The 16,313-nt window shown below is 63.7% G+C and carries 14 protein-coding genes and 1 pseudogene; 9 read left to right on the top strand and 6 right to left on the bottom strand.

Annotation, left to right across the window (positions count from 1 at the left end; translation table 11 throughout):
- Positions 1 to 490: 490 nt before the first annotated feature.
- The 5 genes and pseudogenes from AC0L2C_RS13635 (at position 491) to AC0L2C_RS13615 (ending at position 7,196) form a co-directional block, all read left to right on the top strand.
- On the top strand, positions 491 to 919 hold the full coding sequence (locus AC0L2C_RS13635; RefSeq protein ID WP_023797535.1) for a CBS domain-containing protein: 429 nt from the start codon (positions 491 to 493) through the stop codon (positions 917 to 919).
- A 300-nt stretch (positions 920 to 1,219) separates the two neighbouring features.
- Positions 1,220 to 2,380, top strand: a complete 1,161-nt coding sequence (locus AC0L2C_RS13630; protein ID WP_128171160.1) for an efflux RND transporter periplasmic adaptor subunit — start codon at positions 1,220 to 1,222, stop codon at positions 2,378 to 2,380.
- Positions 2,380 to 5,511 (top strand): efflux RND transporter permease subunit, encoded by a 3,132-nt coding sequence (locus AC0L2C_RS13625; protein WP_473523566.1) that lies wholly within the window; start codon positions 2,380 to 2,382, stop codon positions 5,509 to 5,511. The genes AC0L2C_RS13630 and AC0L2C_RS13625 overlap by 1 nt, the downstream gene beginning before the upstream one ends.
- 347 nt (positions 5,512 to 5,858) lie before the next feature.
- Positions 5,859 to 6,675 (top strand): annotated as a pseudogene (locus AC0L2C_RS13620) (SDR family oxidoreductase).
- Positions 6,676 to 6,701: 26 nt separating this feature from the next.
- Positions 6,702 to 7,196 carry a MaoC family dehydratase gene (locus AC0L2C_RS13615; protein WP_031254237.1) on the top strand — a complete coding sequence of 165 codons (495 nt, stop codon included), beginning with the start codon at positions 6,702 to 6,704 and terminating at the stop codon, positions 7,194 to 7,196.
- Between the two features lie 5 nt (positions 7,197 to 7,201).
- Here the strand turns inward: AC0L2C_RS13615 and AC0L2C_RS13610 are convergent, their stop codons facing one another.
- The gene (locus AC0L2C_RS13610) at positions 7,202 to 7,897 is read right to left on the bottom strand and encodes a hypothetical protein (protein WP_023797531.1); all 696 of its coding nucleotides are present in this window, start codon (positions 7,895 to 7,897) and stop codon (positions 7,202 to 7,204) included.
- Positions 7,898 to 8,111: 214 nt separating this feature from the next.
- Here AC0L2C_RS13610 and AC0L2C_RS13605 point away from each other — a divergent pair, with 214 nt between their 5' ends.
- Positions 8,112 to 8,756, top strand: a complete 645-nt coding sequence (locus tag AC0L2C_RS13605; protein WP_128247424.1) for a TetR/AcrR family transcriptional regulator — start codon at positions 8,112 to 8,114, stop codon at positions 8,754 to 8,756.
- Between the two features lie 245 nt (positions 8,757 to 9,001).
- Positions 9,002 to 9,247: a hypothetical protein gene (locus AC0L2C_RS13600; protein WP_023797529.1), complete on the top strand. Its 246-nt coding sequence runs from the start codon at positions 9,002 to 9,004 to the stop codon at positions 9,245 to 9,247.
- Positions 9,248 to 9,332: 85 nt separating this feature from the next.
- Here AC0L2C_RS13600 and AC0L2C_RS13595 read toward each other — a convergent pair whose 3' ends face one another.
- The 5 genes from AC0L2C_RS13595 to AC0L2C_RS13575 all read right to left on the bottom strand — a co-directional run bounded on the left by AC0L2C_RS13595 (position 9,333) and on the right by AC0L2C_RS13575 (position 14,813).
- A complete protein-coding gene (locus AC0L2C_RS13595) occupies positions 9,333 to 9,563 on the bottom strand; it encodes a hypothetical protein (protein WP_023797528.1) in 231 nt (76 codons plus the stop codon).
- Between the two features lie 50 nt (positions 9,564 to 9,613).
- The gene (locus AC0L2C_RS13590) at positions 9,614 to 10,195 is read right to left on the bottom strand and encodes a sarcosine oxidase subunit gamma (RefSeq protein WP_128247423.1); all 582 of its coding nucleotides are present in this window, start codon (positions 10,193 to 10,195) and stop codon (positions 9,614 to 9,616) included.
- Positions 10,188 to 13,178 (bottom strand): sarcosine oxidase subunit alpha, encoded by a 2,991-nt coding sequence (locus AC0L2C_RS13585; protein ID WP_128173537.1) that lies wholly within the window; start codon positions 13,176 to 13,178, stop codon positions 10,188 to 10,190. Before AC0L2C_RS13585 ends, AC0L2C_RS13590 begins: the two co-directional genes overlap by 8 nt.
- On the bottom strand, positions 13,175 to 13,471 hold the full coding sequence (locus AC0L2C_RS13580; protein WP_023797525.1) for a sarcosine oxidase subunit delta: 297 nt from the start codon (positions 13,469 to 13,471) through the stop codon (positions 13,175 to 13,177). Before AC0L2C_RS13580 ends, AC0L2C_RS13585 begins: the two co-directional genes overlap by 4 nt.
- An 88-nt stretch (positions 13,472 to 13,559) precedes the next feature.
- A complete protein-coding gene (locus AC0L2C_RS13575) occupies positions 13,560 to 14,813 on the bottom strand; it encodes a sarcosine oxidase subunit beta (RefSeq protein ID WP_473523565.1) in 1,254 nt (417 codons plus the stop codon).
- Positions 14,814 to 15,072: 259 nt separating this feature from the next.
- Here AC0L2C_RS13575 and AC0L2C_RS13570 point away from each other — a divergent pair, with 259 nt between their 5' ends.
- The gene (locus AC0L2C_RS13570; protein ID WP_473523564.1) at positions 15,073 to 15,831 is read left to right on the top strand and encodes an SDR family oxidoreductase; all 759 of its coding nucleotides are present in this window, start codon (positions 15,073 to 15,075) and stop codon (positions 15,829 to 15,831) included.
- An 83-nt stretch (positions 15,832 to 15,914) separates the two neighbouring features.
- Positions 15,915 to 16,301 (top strand): SET domain-containing protein, encoded by a 387-nt coding sequence (locus AC0L2C_RS13565; protein WP_128169930.1) that lies wholly within the window; start codon positions 15,915 to 15,917, stop codon positions 16,299 to 16,301.
- Positions 16,302 to 16,313 lie beyond the last annotated feature (12 nt).

The raw sequence follows: 16,313 nt of genomic DNA, 5'->3' as shown, positions 1-16,313 counted from the left end.
GGCGCGCCGCCCTCGTTGGTGAGGCGTATATAGTCGGCGCCCATCCAAAGTGTCAACAACCATTTCAATCTTTTTTGCGGAGAACTGTTTCGCTTTGGCGTCTCAGTTCAGGGTGCACCAACCATGTCTTAGGTACGATTTGTTACCTATGTCTCCGGGCTGGACAACTTCCGGTAGACCGGCTGGATCGCCACGATCCGAAGGTTCTCACCATAAAAATTTGAACCGCACGGGACCAAGAACTCACCTGTCCCCATGCGGCGGAGCCGTCTCCGGTCCTGTGAGCTTAATATGGGAACAAAACAGGAAAATTCAAGGATCACGGCTGGAACCATTCGGCCCGGCTTTTAGTTCCATCAGCGAAGAACGGGACCGCCGAGCGAGCGTCGCAGCGCGACAGGCCTGAGGTCCTCAGCAAGTCTTCCAGGCCAATATCGCTCTACGACCGCAGGCGGTGGTGCTGTTCTGGGCACGAACAGGGAGATTCACCATGAAAGTCGCTGAGATAATGACCCCCAACGTCCATCTCGCCAGTCCTGACGAGTCACTGCAGAAAATCGCGAAACGAATGGCGGTTGACGATGTCGGATTCCTCCCCGTCGGAGAAAACGACCGACTCGTCGGAACGATCACCGACCGTGACATCGTCGTGCGTGCGGTCGCCGAAGGCAAAGACGGCAACGCGACGGTCCGCGACGTGATGACTGAGGATGTCAAATACTGCTTCGAGGACGAAGATATCGAGCACGTCGTCCAGAACATGGGTGATATCCAGGTCAGGCGGTTGCCTGTCCTCAATCGCGACAAGCGCCTGGTGGGCGTGGTCTCGCTCGCGGACGCGGCGCTGAAGGAAGATCCGGCAACCGCCGGAATCGCGATGTCCGGCGTCGTCGTGCCCGGCGGCGCACACGCGACGTAAAAAAATCCCCGCGGGCAAGCAGACGGGATCCGATGGACGACCTGCCGAGCGGCGTCGTCGGCATGGCCCTGAGGCGGCGATCGAAACGGCGAGCGCATTGGTGATCTCTGCCGCCCGCGCCGATCGGCCGGTGAGCCAGCCGGGGCCCTTACCAACGTTACACCGATTTAATGTGCAAGCGAGCGGGAGAATTGCCATAAAGCTTTGATATCGACGGGCCATCCCCTGTGTCGGAGGGTGCTGTCGCGTCTACTTCAGCTTGGGAAGGGGTAGACGGTATCTTTGCCAACCGGAGTGCCGATGGCCGCCTGGAAACAGATTGTTTTTGCATTTGTGATCCTCGTCGCGGCCGCGGCCGCCTGGGTTCGCTTTTTTCCAGGCGCGCCGGATGTGCTGGCGCGCTGGGGCATCGAATGGGCTGATGCCGCGACGCCTCCGACAGCGACGAGCGCCGTCGACAACGCCGGGCAAGCGGGCCGCCGCAGCGACGCCGGCCAACTGGCGACTATCGTCGCATTGCCGGCGGCCACGGCCGTCATCAATGATCGCCTGCGGGCAATCGGCACCGGCCGAGCCTACGCCTCGGTGACGGTCAATCCCTACAGTTCAGGCCGCCTGGTCGAATTTCTGGTCGAGTCCGGCGCCCATGTCGAAAAAGGACAGATCATTGCCACCCTCGATTCCGACACCGAGGTGATCGCACAGGACCGCGCAAAGGTTGCCTTGCAGGACGCGCAGGCCAAGCTCGACCGGGTCAAATCGTTGCGGGCTTCCAACGCTGCGACGGCGGTCTCTGTTGCCGATGCCGAGGTGGTGCTGGCCAATGCCAAGCTGGCGCTTCGCGATGCGGAACTGGCCTTGCAGCGCCGCTCGATCGTCGCGCCGATCGCCGGCGTCGTCGGCATCCTGCCGATATCAGCCGGCAACTATGTGACCAGCCAGTCGGCGGTCGCCACCCTTGACGACCGCTCCAGCATACTGGTCGAATTCTGGGTGCCGGAGCGCTTCGCCGCCGTCGTCAAAGTCGGCGCGCAATTGTCGGCGACGCCAATCGCCAACCCAAACAAAGCCTATACCGGCACGGTCTCCGCCATCGACAACCACATCGATGAAGCCAGTCGTACCCTTCTGGTCAAGGCAAAGATCGCCAATCCGGCCGATTCGCTGCGTGCCGGCATGTCCTTCCAGATCACCATGAAGTTCCCCGGCGACAGCTATCCTGCGGTCAGTCCGCTGGCGATACAATGGGGTTCGGACGGCGCCTATATCTGGACCATCGTGGACGGCAAGGCCAAGCGGGTTGCGGTGCGCATCATCCAGCGCAACACTGAGACCGTGCTGATCGATGCCCCGATCGTCAGCGGCGACATGGTGGTGACCGAGGGCACCCAGAGTGTCAGCGAAGGCGGCGAGGTCCGCATCGCCGGCGAACAACTGCGCGCCGCGGACGCCGACGGCTGATGACCGCAACCAACAACGCAGCCAGCGACACAGGATTCACCGCGCTGTTCATCCGCAGGCCGGTGATGGCCTTCGTTTTGAACACGCTGATCGCGGTCGCCGGCCTTGCTGCCTTTTACGGTGTCGAAATCCGCGAACTGCCGGATGTCGATCGCGCCGTCGTCACCGTCAACACGACCTTTGAAGGCGCTGCAGCCGAGACCGTCGACCGCGAATTGACCGACGTGATTGAGGGCGCGGTCGCCCGCGTCTCTGGTGTGAAGTCGATCTCGTCCACCTCGTCCTTCGGCACAAGCCGCGTCACCATCGAATTCAACGACGGCGTCGACCTCGACGTCGCCGCCTCCGATGTGCGCGATGGCGTCGGCCGCGTCGCCGACCAGATGCCAGATACGGCGGATGCGCCTCGCATCGTCAAGGCCGATGCCAATTCCGAGCCGGTGATGCGGCTGGCTGTCACCTCCGACACCATGTCGGTGCAGGACATGACGGTGCTGGTCCAGGACCAGATCGAGGACGAGCTTGCCGCCGTGCCTGGCGTAGCCGACGTCCAGGTCTATGGTGACCGCGACAAGATATTTCGCATCGATGTCGATCAGAACAAGCTCGCCGGCCTGGGCTTCACCGTCGCCGACCTGAGGACAGCGCTGGCCTCGGTCGCTTTCGATTCGCCTGCCGGCTCGATCACCACGACCAACCAGGATCTGATCGTGCGTCCGACGGCGGACGTGACCACGCCGGAGGAGTTCGAAAACATCATCATCGGCGGCACGACCCGCATCCGCGACGTCGCCACCGTCACGCTCGGCCCCGACATCGGTCAGACCACATTGCGATCGAACGGCAAGACCGGCATCGGTCTCGGCATCATCCGCCAGGCGGAATCGAACACGCTGGATATTTCGACCGGCGTCAGGGCCGCCGTCGCCGCGCTGCAGGCGGATCTGTCTCAGGGCATGTCGATCAAGGTCACCAGCGACGATGCGGTCTTCGTCAACGGCGCGGTGCATGAGGTCGAGATCGCACTCGGCCTGTCCGTCTCCATCGTGCTGATCGTCATCTATGTGTTTCTCCTCGACTGGCGCGCGACGCTCATTCCTGGGCTTGCGATGCCGGTCGCCATGATCGGGACGATCGCCGCCATCTATCTTGCCGGCTTCTCGGTCAACATATTGACGCTGCTGGCCCTGGTGCTGGCGACGGGCCTGGTCGTCGACGACGCCATCGTTGTTCTGGAAAATATCGTGCGACGACGCAACGAAGGCATGGGGCCACGCGCCGCGGCCGTGCTTGGCGCCCAAGAAGTGTTCTTCGCCGTCATCGCCACGACGCTGACGCTGGTCGCCGTCTTCGTGCCGATCTCCTTCCTGCCCGGCCAGACCGGCGGCCTGTTTCGCGAATTCGGCTTCGTTCTCGCCATATCGGTGCTTCTGTCCGCCGTCGTGGCGCTGACCCTTTGTCCGATGCTTGCCTCGCGCATGCTGTCGGTCGCGCCGCTTCATCACGAAGGCGGCAGCGGCATCGGCGCCCGCATCGGCGGCGCGCTGAACAGGCTCTACCGGCGCTGCCTGCGCACCTGCCTCGATGCGCCGTGGATCGTGCTCCTGGTCGCGCTGCTGTTTGCAGCCACCGCCTTCACGCTGTTCGGCACGATTCGCCAGGAACTGACGCCGACCGAGGATCGTGCCGTCGTGCTCATGCGCGTCGACGCGCCGCAAGGCGTCAGCCTCGACTACACGACGCAGCAGATGCAGAAGATCGAAAAACTGATCGAGCCGCTGCGCGATTCCGGCGAAATCCGCAATACGTTCGAGAGCGCCGGCCGCAACGGCGCCTACAATGCCGGCTTCATGGTGATGACGCTGGCGCCATGGGACGAGCGCACCCGCAGCCAGCAGCAGATCATGGCCGACATCAGACGGCTCACCCGGCAGGTGCCGAGCGTGCGCGTCTTTCCGATGCAGCCCAACAGCCTCGGGATTCGCGGCGCCGGCAACGGCCTGCAGTTCGCGCTGGTCGGCAACAACCGTGCGGCGCTCGGCGACGCTGCGGTGAAGATCATCGCCGAGATGCAGAAGGACGCCCTCTTCCAGTCGCCCCGGCTCTCCGTCGACCCGACGCAGCCCCAGCTTTCCGTCGCCATCGACCGCGAGCGCGCTTCCGACCTCGGCATCGACATCACCAGGCTGGCCGATTCCTTCCAGGCCATGCTCGACGGCAATGATGTCGTCGACGTCTATATCGCCGATCGCAGCTACGGCGTGAAGCTCGTCTCGACGACCAACCCGATCAACGATCCGACCGATTTGGAGAACATCTTCCTGAAGACGGCCGACGGCCGCTTCGTGCCGATGTCGACCATCGCCACTTTGACCGAGCGCGCCGTACCGCCCTCGCTGACCCGCGAGCAGCAGCAGCCGTCGGTGGCGATCACCTCCAACCTCAGCGGCGATTTCGCGCTCGGCCAGGCGCTCACCCGCGCCGAGGCAATCGCCACGCCGCTTCTGCCGCCGGGCAGCCGCATCGTCCCCTTGGCCGAGGCGGCGACGCTGGGCGAGACCAACAGCGCCATGATCACCATCTTCGGCTTCTCGCTAGTCATCATCCTTTTGGTGCTCGCCGCTCAGTTCGAGAGCTTCGTCAGCGCGGTCATCATCATGGCGACGGTGCCGCTCGGCCTCGCCTGCGCGATCTTTGCCCTTTTGCTCAGCGGCACCAGCCTCAACGCCTACAGCCAGATCGGCCTGGTGCTGCTGGTCGGCGTGATGGCCAAGAACGGCATCCTGATCGTCGAGTTCGCCAATCAGTTGCGAGACCGCGGGCTCGGCGTGCGTGAGGCGATCGAGCAGGCCTCCACCATCCGGCTGCGGCCGGTGATGATGACGATGATCTGCACCGTGCTCGGCGGCGTGCCGCTGGTGCTGGCGAGCGGCGCCGGCGCCGAGGCGCGGATCGCGCTCGGCTGGGTGATCGTCGGCGGCCTGGGTCTGGCCACCGTCTCGACGCTGTTCCTGACGCCGGTCGCCTATCTCCTGCTCGGCCGCTTCGTCACGCCGAAGGTGGAAGAGGCGTCACGGCTGAAGCGCGAACTCGAACAAGCCGCCTACACCAATGTCGAGCCGGCTGAGTAGGCAGGACAATCGCTTCAGCTTAGACCGGTGACCGCTCATTCCAAGCGTTTGCGCTGCCCCTCACCTGCCTGCCGGCATCCTCTCCCCGTATAGGGACGGGGAGAGGGGCTCTCGTCACCGATTTCGCCAATCACTGGCGTCGCAAGAAGGGCGCCGGCGTTGCGGTCAGCTCCTCCTCCCCGTCACTATACGGGGAGGAGTGCCCGGCAGGGCGATGAGGGGCGGCGCCGACTTCAACAAGTTGATCTCCAATACAAATTGGGCACTATCATTTGCCTGAAGAGATTTGCGGCCCTGACCATGGCAGCCTTTTGCTGGGCGAGGCACGGGCGCGCGGAGGAATTGCGATGAGCTATCTGGACGAGCTGTTTTCGGTGGCCGGCAAGACCGCGCTGGTGACCGGGGCTGCGACCGGCATCGGCCGCATGGCGGCGACCGCTTTGGTCAGTGCCGGCGCCACCGTGATGATCGCCTCGCGCAAGGGTGAGGACTGCATCAGGGTTGCCGATGAACTGAACGGCCTCGGCGGCACCGGCCGGGCCGAAGGCTTTGCCGGCGATGTCTCCAGCGAGGCTGGCATCGCGGCGCTGGTCGACGAGGTCAAAGGCGCGGACCGAGCGGCTGAACATCCTGGTCAACAATGCCGGCGTCTCCTGGGGGGCGCCGCTGGAAAGTTTTCCCTACCATGCCTGGGCCAGGGTGTTCGGCGTCAACGTCACTGCGGTCTTCCAACTGACGCGCGAGCTTCTGCCGCTGCTCGATGCCGCCGCCAGCGATGCCGATCCGGCCCGGGTGATCAATCTGGGTTCGGTGATGGGCACGCAGCCGCTGGCCGACGACGCCTACTCTTACTCTGCCTCAAAGGCTGCTGTTCACCATCTGACGCGCATCTTGGCGATCGAGTTCGCCGCCCGCCGCATCACCGTCAATGCCTTCGCCCCCGGCCCCTTCCAGAGCCGGATGACAGCTTTTGCCACCGCGAGCGAGGAACAGGCAAGACAAGTCGGCGGCCATGTTCCGCTTCGTCGCATCGGCGCGTCGGATGACATTGCCGGCGCAACGCTCTATTTGTGCAGCCGTGCCGGCAGCTATGTCACCGGCGCCATCCTGCCGATCGATGGCGGGCAGTCGGTGCAGCATGGGCTGACACTGTTCAAGGAATGAAGCCGCTCGCGCTCCGGACGGTTGAAATGGAGGACATCAGCGTGGAACCGATCAGTCTCGATGTGCTTCTGGCCAGCGTCGGCAAGGAGGTCGGCGTGTCGTCGTGGCGGGTGGTCTCGCAGCGCATGATCGACCAGTTCGCCGACGCCACCGACGACCACCAGTTCATCCATTGCGACCCGGAGCGCGCCAAGCGCGAGACGCCGTTCGGTGGCACCATCGCGCATGGTTTTCTGTCGCTTTCGCTTTTATCGGCGATGACCTTCGAGACCATGCCGCCGCTCGAAAACAGCAAGATGGGCGTCAACCATGGTTTTGACTCGCTGCGCTTCCTGGCGCCGGTGAAGACCGGCGCGCGCATCCGCACCCGTTTCGTGCTGGCCGACGTCAAGGTCAGGCCGTCGGGGTGGGTGCAGACCGCGCATGACGTGACGATCGAGATCGAGGGCTCGAAAAAGCCGGCGCTGACCGCGCGCTGGCTGACGCTGACATTGATCGAGCGCGAGCCAGAAGCGGCCTGAACGGCTCAACGAACCTCGCCAGAGATCATCTTCATGTGCCGGCCGACCTGCAGGGCGATGTAGACGACCAGCGCGCAACCGATCGGGAACACGATCTCGTTGAGGCCGGTTGTGATCGCCCGCGGCAATTCAAGGGCAACGCCGTTCACCGCGGCCGTCTCAATCGTCAGGACCGTGATTCCGCCGCCGAACACCGCGCCGATCGCGGTGCCTGCCAGCGCGAAATGGAGCGGACGGGGCCTTTCCTTCGACGCCAGCGAGGCCAGGATCCAGCCGAGCAGGCCGTATTCGATCGCCCGTAGCACGCCCAGCGTGGTGAGCGAGAGGGTGGCCGGTTTTGTGGCCGCATCAAGAGCAGTTACCATGACCTTTTGCGACCCCTTGGCGATGGCCATCGCCAGTGGTGCCGAGATTGCAGCGATCAGGCCGCCGAGCGAGGCTCGTACCTTGGCGATCGCCGTGCCGAGGCTGAGACCGGCGCAGACGAAGAACGCCCACGTCACGCCTTGCGCCAATTCGATCAGGATCAGGGTGGTAGCCGGGTGAGAACCCGCTGCAAGCCTGCCAGCCAGAGTAAGCGCCTCCATGGCGAATCCGAGCGCGATCGCCAACGATGCAACCATGACCACCCGCCTGAGGGCCAGCATGGCATCGTGAGAAAGTGGATCTGCGTTTGGCGCAACGGAAGAAAGCTCGGTCATGGTCATCTCGGCCCTAGCAACAAAATCTCTTGGCCGGGCCGCAGCTAACCTCTGGTTGTAACAGTCCGATGCCGCGTCGTTTCTGCCCGGGTAACACGTGTGATCGATGTTTAGGCGAAAATGGCTGAGAAGGACGCCGATTTTTGACCGCGCCTTGTCCGATTCCGTACAGCGTATATAATTTAGCCAGCCACAAACAGAAGGCAGGCGAAAATTGCCGCTTAGCGTCCAGACACGCCGCGAGAAACAAAAGGCCGAACTGCGCTCCGAACTTGTCGACGCCGCGCACAAGCTCGTCCAGGAAGAAGGCTATGAAGGCCTCACCATCCGCAAGCTGGCCAAGCGTGTCGGCTATGCGCCGATGTCGGTCTATTCCTATTTTGCCGACAAGCAGGACATCTTGTTCGCGTTGGCCGAGGACGCGTTCAAGACTCTGGCAAAGCGTATCGAGGATCACCCGGCCGACGATCCGATCGAGGCGCTGCAAGTGGTGATGACCGAATATGCGGCCTTCGGCCTTGGCAACCCCAACGAGTATCGCACGATATTCATGACCGAGAAGGTCAAGCCCCCGGAAGGCAGGACCTTCGCCGAGATGCAGGAGGGCAACCCATTGATGAAGGTGCTGATCAAGAGGGTCGAAGCCTGCGTGGCCGCCGGCAGGCTGAGGGGCGATCCGCGCGCCATCGCCACCATGCTGTGGTCGGTCGGCCACGGCACGATCTCGCTGCTGATCACCTTTCCCTTCTATCCGTTCGGCGACCAGCAGGCTTTCGTCAAGCGGATGTGCGACTTCACGCTTGCCGCTCTGGCCACGCAGGACGTGCCGCCGCTGACCGAGACGCCGGTCAACTGCTGAAGGGTTTTTGTTCGGTTTCGGATAGCTGACAGGCAAGCGAAACAGGGCGAAGGCCTGGGGAATCAATCTATGCGTGTAGGACCCTGGTGGCTGGGATCGCGACCCGGCGGGCTAGCGCCACGCTCGCCATCAAAAATTCCGTACATGTACAATTTCCGACTTGAACTTCATATTCGCCGGCCGTATATGTACGCAATGTTGTACATGTACAGAAAGATTTCAGAGATCCAGCCCGGAGACAGACAATGAAAAAGACAATCCTCACCCTCGCGGCAGTGCTTGCTTTCTCGGGCGCTGCCTTCGCCGACCAGAGTCAGCCCGGCAAACAGGCGACGGCCGCGGCCTGCGCCGACACCAGCATCAAGCTCGATTGCGGCGCCACCGGATCGGTCGAGAAGGCAGGCGCGGCCACCCACAAGGGCTCAACGGAAAGCAAGGACCCGCGGCTCGGCATCGACATCGACCCGTGGATCGTGCCCAGCACATTCTGACGTTCGAAAACAAAAGCGGCGACAGGAAATCCTGACCGCCCCGCTCTCGTGGCCGGCGACCCGGCTCGCTGGAGCCTGATGGAATTTATTTCCTGCGCTTCTTCATTCCGGCCACGATCTTGGCCTTGCCAGGTCTTGCAGGTGCGCCGGGAATCGAAGTCCCGGTGATCGACACCGGATCGCTGGCCGGAAACGTGTCCTCGAGCCCTTCCTCGAGTTCCTCTTCAATGTTTGGCTCTTTGTGCTGCTCGTGTTCGAACGAGCGCACGGCCGGCGTCTTCTGAGCCGCTGGATTCGGCGCGGATTTCGACGGCATCGACATTCTCCCCGACGTGCTCCGGCAAACGGTCGCGCCCAGCGAATATCCTAAGCCGCTGCGTCGCCGGCCGCCTCCGACAGGAAAGTAAAGACATAATCGGAAAAAGAGCGCCAGCATTCAACCCGGAACGCGTCGGCTGCGATGCGCAATAGCACGATCTCGGCCTTGCCCAGGATGGTGCGCGAGGCCGCGCCCACCGGAAAGACGTCCAGCGACAGATCCTGCGGACAGCCTGAATTGATCGTCGCCGCCGCAGCTGGACCGATAACCGAGATGGCGACGTTGCGATGCGAGATGCCGACCGCCGAATGCAGCACTGTGACCTCGGCGCAATCGGCGAGCGGGTCTTTTCCCACCTCGTCGATGACCAGCCATTCGTCCGGCCCAAGCCACAATGCCGTGCGCCCGGCTTTTGCCGCCGAGGTTTTGGGCTTCCGCGGCAGCTCCACGCCAAGCGCCTTCGAAAGCGCCGCGACCGAGGCGTCCGGCGCGCGCAGCGAAATACGCCGCGCCGGCGGCAGCACAGCAAGCGTAACGCCGGTTACGGACAGCTCCTGACCGGCGAGAGCCGGCCGGCGTTCGACCGACGGCGCAGCGGCGGCAGATTCCTTCGCGGCAGCCTTAGCCATTGAGGCGCTCCCCCTTGTCGTCAAAGAACACCATGCCGGTGACCTCCACCTCGATCGTCGCATTGGGCATCGGCACGTAGAGCGTCTCGCCCATCCGGTCGCGGCCGCCGGCAACCAGAGCCAGCGCAATCGAGCGGCCGCAATTTTCCGACCAGTAGCTCGAGGTGACATGGCCAATCATCGTCATCGGGATCGCCTGCTTCGGATCGCCGACGATCTGCGCGCCTTCTTCTAGCACCACTTTTGGGTCTTTGGTCTTCAGGCCGACAAGCTGCTTGCGGCCCTTGGCGACCAGGTCGGGCCGAGCCATGCCCCTGATACCGACGAAATCGGTCTTCTTCTTGCCGACCGCCCATTCGAGCCCGGCATCGCCGGGCGTCACCGTACCGTCGGTGTCCTGGCCGACGATGATGTAACCCTTTTCGGCACGCAGCACGTGCATCGCTTCGGTACCGTAAGCACAGGCGCCGTGCTTCTGGCCCTCGGCCCACAGCGCTTCCCAAACGGCCTGGCCGTAATCGGCCGGCACGTTGACCTCGAAGCCGCGCTCGCCGGTGAACGACATGCGGAACAGCCTTGTCGGCACGCCGCAAATCCTGCCCTCGCGCACCGACATATGCGGCAGCGCCCCGTCCAACATGTCGATGCCCTCGACCAGCGGCGCGATGATCTCCCGCGACTTCGGTCCCTGCACGGCGATCACCGCCCACTGCTCGGTGATCGAGGTCAGCCAGACGTTGAGATGCGGAAACTCGGTCTGGAGGTAATCCTCCATATGGTTCATGACTCGCGGCGCACCGCCGGTCGTCGTCGTCACATGGAAACGGTCGGGTGCAAGCCTGCCAACGACACCGTCGTCATAGATGAAACCATCCTCGCGCAGCATGATGCCATAGCGGCAGCGGCCGGGCTCCAGTTTCTCCCACGGATTGGTGTAGAGCAGTTCCATGAACTTCGCCGCATCCGGCCCGACCACCTCGATCTTGCCCAGCGTCGAGGCGTCGAACAGGCCGGCCGTCTTGCGCACCGTGACACACTCGCGATCGACGGCGGCGTGCATGTCCTCGCCTGCCTTGGGAAAATACCAGGCGCGCTTCCATTGGCCGACATCCTCGAACACTGCACCTTGGCGCTCGGCCCACGGATGGATCGCCGTCTTGCGGGTCGGGTCGAAGAGCGGACCCCGCGCGTGTCCGACGATCGAACCGAAAGTGACCGGCGTGTAAGGCGCCCGGAACGTCGTCAGGCCGACTTGCGGGATCGGCATGCCCAGCGTCTCGGCGGCGATCGCCAGGCCGTGCATGTTCGAGGTCTTGCCCTGGTCGGTCGCCATGCCGTTGGTGGTGAAGCGCTTGACGTGCTCGATCGAGCGCATGCCTTCATGCACCGCCTGGCGGATGTCCTTGGCGGTGACGTCGTTCTGGAAGTCGACGAAGGCTTTTACCGTCGTGTCCGGCCCGGCGCCGGGCGCCGCGCCCAGCATGCCACGCGACCAACTCTCGCTGGCGTCGACCTTCGGCTTGGCGCCGGCATTCTTGACGCCCGCATCCTTGGCCACCTTGGCGCCCGCCGCATAGGCCTCGTCGATCGTCGCCGACAGTCCGTCCGTGCCGTTGCAGGCGCCGACCGACACGCAATCCTGCGCGTAGGTACCGGGCACGAAACGCTTGGTCTCGTCGTTGAAGGCGACCTTGCCGCGCGATTGCGAGAACAGATGCACCGACGGTGTCCAGCCGGCCGACATCAGGATGGCGTCGACCGGGATGGTGCGCTCGCCGCCGCCATTCTTCGGCTGAACGGTCATCGACGAAACCCGCAATTTGCCGCCGGCGCGGATCACCGCGCGGCCGAAATTGACCTCGATTCCAAGCGCCCTCGCCTCGTCGATCACCGATCCGGTCGGGTTGTCGCGCAGGTCGACTATCGCCGCCACGCCGACGCCGGCCTTCTTCAGGTCGATCGCCGCCGCATAGGCGGAATCATTGACCGTATAGACGCCGACATTCCTGCCGACCGCGACGCCAAAATGGTTGAGATAGGTGCGCGCCGCCGACGCCAGCATGATGCCTGGCCGGTCGTTGTCGGCAAACACCATGTGCCGCTCGATGGCACCGGTCGCCAGCACGACGCGTTTGGCACGGACCTGCCACAGCCGCTCGCGCGGCAGCTCGCGGCCGGCATTCTTTAGATGGTCGCTGACGCGCTCGACCAGCCCGACGAAATTCTGCGCGTAATAGCCGAAGGCCGTGGTGCGCGACAGCACGCGGACATTGTCCATGGCCTTGAGCTTGGCGACTGCACCTTGCGCCCAGGCAAAACCATCCTGGCCGTCGATCCTGGCGCCACTCTCGAAATGCAGGCTGCCGCCAAAATCCGGCTGCTCGTCGGCAAGGATGACGCGCACGCCGGTTTCGGCCGCGGCAACTGCCGCGGCGATGCCGGCAGCACCGCCGCCCAGCACCAGCACGTCGCAATGTGCGAAACGCGCCGAATAGTGGTCGGGATCCGGCTGGTCGGGAGCGACGCCAAGCCCTGCCGCAGCCCTGATCCTGGGCTCGTAAAAGTTCTTCCAGGCGGACTTCGGCCACATGAAGGTCTTGTAGTAAAAGCCCGCCGAAAGCAGCGGCGAGGCGATGTCGCCGAGCGCGCTGACGTCGAAGGCCAATGACGGCCAGCGGTTCTGCGACTGTGCCGTCAGCCCGTCATAGAGCTCCTGCACGGTGGCACGGACATTTGGCGTCCTCCTGGCCGAGTCGCGCTTGATCTCAACCAGCGCGTTGGGCTCTTCCGCCCCGGCGGACAGGAAGCCGCGCGGCCGGTGATATTTGAACGAACGGCCGACCAGATGGACGCCGTTGGCGAGCAGCGCCGAGGCCAGCGTTTCGCCCTCGACGCCGGCATAGGACTGGCCGTCGAAGCTGAACCGAGCGGTCTCTGCCTGCTTGAGGCGCCCGGCGCCGGGAATGCGGAACGTCGCAATCATTCGGAGGCTCCCGGCAGCTTCGCCGGCTTGGGCTCGCCGGCCTTGTAGGTCATCAGGAACCTGTCGCTGACGGTATCGCGCACGGCATTAAAGAACCGCGCGCAGCCATGCATGTGCCGCCAGCGCTCATAGATGATGCCTTTGGGATTCGAGCGGATGAAGAAGAACTTTTCAAAATCGTCGTCGCTTGTCGCGGCCATATCCGCCGAACGCGCGATATGCGCCTCGCCGGCGTTGCGGAATTCAAGTTCCGGACGCTCTTCCTCACAATAGGGGCAGCGGATGAGAAGCATGGTTGTTCCTACAATTCGCCGTGGCCGACGCAAGCGTCGGCGGGTTGATCGCAAAGCCTCTGGCCCAACATCACAAAGCGGGCCATCATCAGTGCGCCACCGCTGCCGCCGCTGCCTCGTCGATCAGCCGACCGGTGCGGAAGCGCTCGATGGTGAAGGGCGCGTTGATCGGATGCGGATCGTCCCTGGCGATGGTGTGGGCAAAGACATGGCCCGAGCCCGGCGTCGCCTTGAAGCCGCCCGTGCCCCAGCCGCAATTGACATAGAGGCCGGGCACCGGCGTCTTGGCCAGGACCGGCGAACGGTCGGGCGTCACGTCGACGATGCCGCCCCACGAGCGCAGCATCTTCATGCGCGTGAACATCGGGAACATCTCGCAGATGGCGTCGAGCGTGTGCTGCAGGATGTGCAGGCCGCCGGTCTGCGAATAGGAGATATATTGGTCGGTGCCGGCGCCGATGACCAGTTCGCCCTTGTCGGACTGCGAGATATAGGCGTGCACCGTGTTCGACATCACCACGCAGGGGAAGACCGGCTTGACCGGCTCCGACACCAGCGCCTGCAGCGGATAGCTTTCCAGCGGCATGCGCACGCCGGCCATGTCCATGATGACCGACGAATGGCCGGCGGCAACGACGCCGACTTTTTTGGCGCCGATGAAGCCGCGCGTCGTCTCGACGCCCATGACCGCGCCGTTCGGCGCCCGCTTGACGCCGGTGACCTCGCAATTCTGGATGATGTGGACGCCGCGCGCCGAGGCGCCGCGCGCATAGCCCCAGGCGACGGCATCGTGACGCGCCGTGCCGCCGCGACGCTGCAGGGTCGCGCCCATCACCGGATAGCGGGCATCGCGCGAAATGTTGAGCGGCGGGCAGAATTCCTTGGCGGCTTCCGGCGTCAGCCATTCATTGTCGATGCCGTTCAGACGGTTGGCATGGACGTGGCGTTTCAGGACCTGGATGTCGTGCACATTGTGGGCCAGCATCATGACGCCGCGCGGCGAATACATGACGTTGTAGTTGAGCTCCTGGCTGAGCCCGTCCCACAGCTTCAGCGCGTGGTCGTAGATGCCGGCGCTCTCGTCATAGAGATAGTTGGAGCGGATGATGGTGGTGTTGCGGCCGGTATTGCCGCCGCCGAGCCAGCCCTTTTCCAGCACCGCGACATTGGTGATGCCGTGCACCGTGGCGAGATAATAGGCGGTGGCCAGGCCATGGCCGCCGGCGCCGACGATGATGACGTCGTACTCCTTCTTCGGCTCTGGCGAGGACCACTGTTCCTCCCAGCCCTTGTGGCCGCGCATGGCCTCGCGGGCGATGGCGAATACCGAGTATTTCTTCAACGTTCCAGCCTCGCAGATAGCGGCCGGACATCCAATCGAGCCCCGGCGCGCGAGGTGTATCACTAGCGAAACAGCGCTGCCACCCTTGCGCTGTTTGCGACGGCGCTTGCCGTTTTGCGCCACGGCCAAAAAGACCTGTCGAGCAACGAGCCGAACGACGCATCCGGACGCCTTCAGGTATCGGGTGGCTCGTGCCGCCTCGATCTGCGACCAAGCATCCGATTGCCGGCGAAAGCTGGCGCGAAAGAAGGATGCAAAAATGCTCGCACTCGCCAACAAGATCGCCATCGTCACCGGCGCCAGTTCCGGCATCGGCCGCGCCACGGCAAAACTCTTTGCCGAGGAAGGCGCCAAGGTGGTCGTCGCTGCCCGTCGCCAGGCAGAGCTGGACGCGCTCGTCGCGGAAATCGAGGAAGCCGACGGCACGGCGATCGCCCTTGCCGGCGACGTTCGCGACGAAGCCTATGCCAAAGCCCTTGTCGACCTGGCGGTCGAGAAATTCGGCGGGCTGGATATCGCCTTCAACAACGCCGGCTCGACCGGCAAGATGGGTCCAATCTCGGAGCTGTCGCTGGAAGGCTGGCGAGAGACGCTTGACACCAACCTGACCAGCGCATTCCTCGGCGCGAAATATCAGGTCCCGGCGATGGTCGAACGCGGCGGCGGATCGCTGATCTTCACCTCTACCTTTGTCGGCCATACCGTCGGCATGCCCGGCATGACCAGCTATGCCGCAAGCAAGGCCGGGCTGATCGGATTGACGCAGGTGCTTGCCGCCGAATATGGCGCCAAAGGCGTGCGGGTCAACGCGCTGCTGCCGGGCGGCACCGCCACGCCTTCGGCAACGTTCAAGACACCTGAATCGCGAGCCTTCGTCGAAAACCTGCATGCCTTGAAGCGCGTCGCCGAGCCTGAGGAGATCGCCCATTCGGCGCTCTATCTGGCTTCCGACGCATCGAGCTTCACCACTGGAACTGCGCTGTTTGCCGATGGCGGGGTCTCGATCAATCGGACGTGAGGCAATCTCGCAAAAGCGGTCTTGCTTTCCGGTGCGATTTGGCGATTTCTTCGGACACTTCTGTTCGAAGACAGGCCTAGAACATGCTGCTGATCAGGACCTACATCGCTGCTAGCGCAATCGAAGGCGTCGGCGTGTTCGCCGCCGAGCCGATCAGGAAGGGAGCGTCGATCTGGCGGCTCGATCCCGACTTCGATCGGCTGATCCCGCTGGAAAAATATGGGGCCGCGCCGCCGCACCTCAGGGAATTGCTCGACAGATATGCCTATCCTAGCCCGGACCGGCCCGGATTCATCGTCTATGAGGTCGACAATGGCCGCTTCATGAACCATTCTGAAAGGCCGAACACGGATTTTTCTCGGCATGGTGGGGCAACCGCGATCCGCGCCATAGCGGCGGGCGAGGAAATAACCTGCGATTACGGCGAGTTCTTCGAAGATTTCGAGCGGCTTCATTTGGCCACGGCATAGAGGAGCGCCTGT

It is taken from the genome of Mesorhizobium sp. WSM4845 (genome assembly GCF_055811455.1).
The sequence above is the reverse complement of the archived record's forward strand: the minus strand, read 5'-3'. Positions and strand labels throughout refer to the sequence as shown.

What these genes read in the sequence shown, in the direction of transcription:
- AC0L2C_RS13565 (WP_128169930.1), top strand. Translation starts at nt 15,915, where the DNA reads ATGCTGCTGATCAGGACCTACATCGCTGCTAGCGCAATCGAAGGCGTC.
- AC0L2C_RS13590 (WP_128247423.1), bottom strand. Translation starts at nt 10,195, where the DNA reads ATGGCTAAGGCTGCCGCGAAGGAATCTGCCGCCGCTGCGCCGTCGGTC.
- AC0L2C_RS13600 (WP_023797529.1), top strand. Translation starts at nt 9,002, where the DNA reads ATGAAAAAGACAATCCTCACCCTCGCGGCAGTGCTTGCTTTCTCGGGC.
- AC0L2C_RS13625 (WP_473523566.1), top strand. Translation starts at nt 2,380, where the DNA reads ATGACCGCAACCAACAACGCAGCCAGCGACACAGGATTCACCGCGCTG.
- AC0L2C_RS13635 (WP_023797535.1), top strand. Translation starts at nt 491, where the DNA reads ATGAAAGTCGCTGAGATAATGACCCCCAACGTCCATCTCGCCAGTCCT.
- AC0L2C_RS13630 (WP_128171160.1), top strand. Translation starts at nt 1,220, where the DNA reads ATGGCCGCCTGGAAACAGATTGTTTTTGCATTTGTGATCCTCGTCGCG.
- AC0L2C_RS13585 (WP_128173537.1), bottom strand. Translation starts at nt 13,178, where the DNA reads ATGATTGCGACGTTCCGCATTCCCGGCGCCGGGCGCCTCAAGCAGGCA.
- AC0L2C_RS13610 (WP_023797531.1), bottom strand. Translation starts at nt 7,897, where the DNA reads ATGACCGAGCTTTCTTCCGTTGCGCCAAACGCAGATCCACTTTCTCAC.
- AC0L2C_RS13615 (WP_031254237.1), top strand. Translation starts at nt 6,702, where the DNA reads ATGGAGGACATCAGCGTGGAACCGATCAGTCTCGATGTGCTTCTGGCC.
- AC0L2C_RS13570 (WP_473523564.1), top strand. Translation starts at nt 15,073, where the DNA reads ATGCTCGCACTCGCCAACAAGATCGCCATCGTCACCGGCGCCAGTTCC.
- AC0L2C_RS13580 (WP_023797525.1), bottom strand. Translation starts at nt 13,471, where the DNA reads ATGCTTCTCATCCGCTGCCCCTATTGTGAGGAAGAGCGTCCGGAACTT.
- AC0L2C_RS13595 (WP_023797528.1), bottom strand. Translation starts at nt 9,563, where the DNA reads ATGCCGTCGAAATCCGCGCCGAATCCAGCGGCTCAGAAGACGCCGGCC.